Source organism: Spirillospora sp. NPDC049652 (assembly GCF_040675125.1).
Lineage (GTDB): Bacteria > Actinomycetota > Actinomycetes > Streptosporangiales > Streptosporangiaceae > Spirillospora.
In genome coordinates this window covers 1-3217 of sequence record NZ_JBFAOF010000838.1, presented here as the reverse complement: position 1 = coordinate 3217, position 3217 = coordinate 1, and the positions used below count along the sequence as shown (strand labels likewise).

Below are 3217 nucleotides of genomic sequence, written 5' to 3'. Positions count from 1 at the left end.
GGCCTGGCCGTCTCGGCGCTCGCGGCGTGCAGCGGCGAGTCCCACGACACCGGGACGGTCCGGATGGCGACCGCGCTCGGCAAGGGCGAGGGCTCGCTCAACCTGGTCACCCTGCCCGGCCAGATGGAGAACGGCGGCAGCGACCCGCGGGTCGACTGGGTCACCCCGTTCGAGGAGCGCACCGGCTGCAAGGTCGGCTGGCGGGTCGTGCGCACCCCGCAGGAGGCCCGCGACCTCATGCACAACAAGGGCCGCCGCTACGACGGCGTCGCGGCCCCGCCCGAGATCGCCGGGCAGCTGATCGCCGACGGCGACGTGGCCCCGGTCAACCCCGACCTGGTGGACGGCTACCGCAGGCTGGAGCCGAAGCTGCGCACGCTGCTGCGCGGCAAGGACGGCACGAAGTCCTACGCCGTCCCGTTCACCTGGGGCTTCAACCTGATCATGTACGACACGCAGCAGGTGCCCGCGCCGACCGGCTGGGGCGCGCTGTTCGACCCCGCCCAGGTGCGCCGGTTCGGCGGCAAGGTCGTCATGCGCGACTCCCCGCTGACCATCTCCGACGCGGCCCTGTACCTGCGGTCCCACCAGCGCTCGCTGAAGATCCGCGACCCGTACTCGCTCACCCCGAAGCAACTCGACGCAGCAGTGAAGTTGCTCAAGCGGCAGCGGCCGTACGTCGCGCAGTACTGGAGCCAGACCTCCGACGCGGTCGGCCTGTTCGCCGGGGGGCGGCCGAACCTCCAGGGCCAGGTCACCAACGCCGTGCTCGGCGAGGCGTGGCCCTACCAGGTGGACGTGCTGACCCGCGCGGGCCGTCCGGTGCAGGGCGTCGGGCCGTCCGACGGCGTGTCGGGATGGATGACCGGCTGGATGATCGGCGCGCGCGCCGCGCACCCGAACTGCACCTACCAGTGGCTGCAGTGGACGGCCTCGCCGGACGTCCAGCAGCAGGTGGCCGAGTGGAACGGCGTCGCGCCCGCCAACCCGCAGGCGTGCTCCGGCGACCGCCTGAAGGCGGCGTTCTGCAACGCCTACCACGTGGGCGACCGCGGGTTCATCGACCGCGTGCTGTTCGCGCACACCCCGGCGAAGACGTGCGCCAAGAGCGGCGGCGACGGAGGCGACACGCCCTGCACGGACTACACCGAGTGGGTGCGCCGCTGGGACGAGGTGCTCGCCGCGAAGGCCTGATCCGCGGGGCCTGGTCCGCGAGGCTCACAGAGTCCGAGCCGCAAGGGCCGCGCAAGGCCGCGAAGGGGGGAGGGGCGGCGCGCCCGACCGCCCCCAGCCGGGCGCGCCTTCTCGGGGTGTCCCGGATCTCCCCCCGAATCTCCGGGTCACCCTCTCCTGGAGAGATCTCCAGCAGGCGGTGGCCTACTCGAAGGCCGCCGCCGTCGCCGACGCCGGTTCCACCACCGGTCCTTCGGCATCCGTGTCCCGCTCTCCGTCGGTCCGCGTCGGCCTCGGCCGCATGCCCGGGACCGGCAGGACGGGCGCGCAGTCGTCGCACGCCACCACCTCCCGGCCGTCCGGCAGACGACCGACGCGCACGCGCGGACGCGGCCACCTCTTGTGGCAGACGACGCAGGCGTCGCCCTCGCGTTGCGCGGCGCTCAGCGCGCTGGGATCGAACCTCAGCTCGCCCTGCGGAACCATTGCCATTCCCCCCGTGGCGGGAGTCGGGATCACGTAACTTCAGTTATAGATCGCCGATTGTGTTGTATCGGATACGCCCGGTGCAAGTGGCGGCAAAGCATCCGTGCGGCGATCTCCCGCTTTGCCGTGTCGAGTTCTGTTGCGGACGTCGGCATCCGGTAAAGCGCGGACCGCGCTGGCGCGGCCGAGGACACCACTTTGCCGGTTGTTGGACGCCCTCGGCTTAGAAAGGAGGCATGCGGCACGAGGTGATCGCGCCTGCGGGGGAGGCGCCTCGGCGAAGAGGCGTCCGGCCGCCGCGCCCGCGCTCGATCCGCGCCCGCGTCACGGTGGCCGCCTCCCTCGGCACCGGCCTGCTGCTGGTCCTGCTGGTCGCCGCCGCGGGGTTCATGCTCCAGTGGGTCGCCCGCTCGGAGGTGCACGACGAGGCCGCGCAGGCCGCGCGCCGCGTCGCCGTGGCCGCCACCGGGCGCCGGCTCGCCGACCCCGTCCCGCCGGAGGGGCGCTCGCTCGCGATCCAGATCGTGGACGACCGGACCGGCCGGGTGGTGGCCGCGTCCGCGGCGCTGTCCGGCGAGCCGCCGATGACCACCCGGCGTCCGTCGGCCGCCGACACCCGCGTGGACGTCCGGGTCTGCGGCAACAAGCGCCTCGGCGAGGACTGCGCGGTCGTGGTCGGGTACGACGTGGTGTCCGCGTACGGCGACGTGATGGTGTACGCGGCCGTCCCGGAGCCGTGGTTCGTCGGCAGCTTCGCCGCCGAGCTCGTGCTGGGGGCGCTCTGCGCCGCGGTGCTCGCGCTGGTCGCGGTCGGGGTGTGGCGCGCGGTGGGCCGCGCGCTGCGCCCGGTCCGCCGGATCGAGCAGGGGCTCGCCGACATCACCGCGTCCGACCTGTCCCGGCGCGTCCCGGTGCCGGACACCGAGGACGAGATCGCCGGGCTCGCCGCCACCGTGAACGCCACCCTGAGCCGGCTGGAGGGCGCGGTCGTCCAGCAGCGCCGGTTCGTCGCCGACGCCTCGCACGAGCTGCGCACCCCCCTCACCGGCCTGCGTACCCGCCTGGAGCTGGCGCTGGACGACCCCGCTGACACCGACCTGCTGGGCACGATGCGGGACGCGCTGCGCGACGCCGAGCGGCTGCACCAGATCGTGGACGACCTGCTCGCCCTGGCCCGGCTGGACTCCGGTGTCGTGCCCGACCGGGAGGAACTGGACTTCGGCGAACTGGCGCGGACGGAGGTCCGGCGGCGCGAGCCGCGGGTCCCGGTCGTGATGGACGCCGAGCCGGGCGTCATGGTCCTCGGCAACCGGCTCCAGCTCGTCCGCGTCCTGGTGAACCTGCTGGCCAACGCCGACCGGCACGCGGTGTCCAAGGTGGCGGTGACGGTCCGCGCGCGGGACGGGCGCGCCGTGCTCACCGTCGCCGACGACGGCCCGGGCATCCCGCCGGACGAGCGCGAGCGGATCTTCGACCGCTTCACCCGGCTGGACGCGGCGCGCAGCCGGGACGCCGGCGGCAGCGGCCTCGGCCTGCCAATCGCGCGGGAGATCGCGGT

General features: G+C 74.0%; 3 protein-coding genes. 2 read left to right on the top strand and 1 reads right to left on the bottom strand.

Going from position 1 to position 3217, the window contains the following annotated elements:
• A partial coding sequence (locus AB0J52_RS33555; protein WP_500186888.1) for an extracellular solute-binding protein occupies nucleotides 1-1194 on the top strand: 1194 nt, incomplete at its 5' end.
• A gap of 183 nt (nucleotides 1195-1377) precedes the next feature.
• Here the strand turns inward: AB0J52_RS33555 and AB0J52_RS33550 are convergent.
• Nucleotides 1378-1665: a hypothetical protein gene (locus AB0J52_RS33550; protein WP_500186887.1), complete on the bottom strand. Its 288-nt coding sequence runs from the start codon at nucleotides 1663-1665 to the stop codon at nucleotides 1378-1380.
• Between the two features lie 230 nt (nucleotides 1666-1895).
• Here AB0J52_RS33550 and AB0J52_RS33545 point away from each other — a divergent pair.
• Nucleotides 1896-3217: sensor histidine kinase (locus AB0J52_RS33545; protein ID WP_500186886.1), on the top strand; the 1322-nt coding region annotated here is incomplete at its 3' end.

Coding starts and splice junctions, on each gene's coding strand:
- AB0J52_RS33550 (WP_500186887.1), bottom strand. CDS start 1,665: ATGGCAATGGTTCCGCAGGGCGAGCTGAGGTTCGATCCCAGCGCGCTG.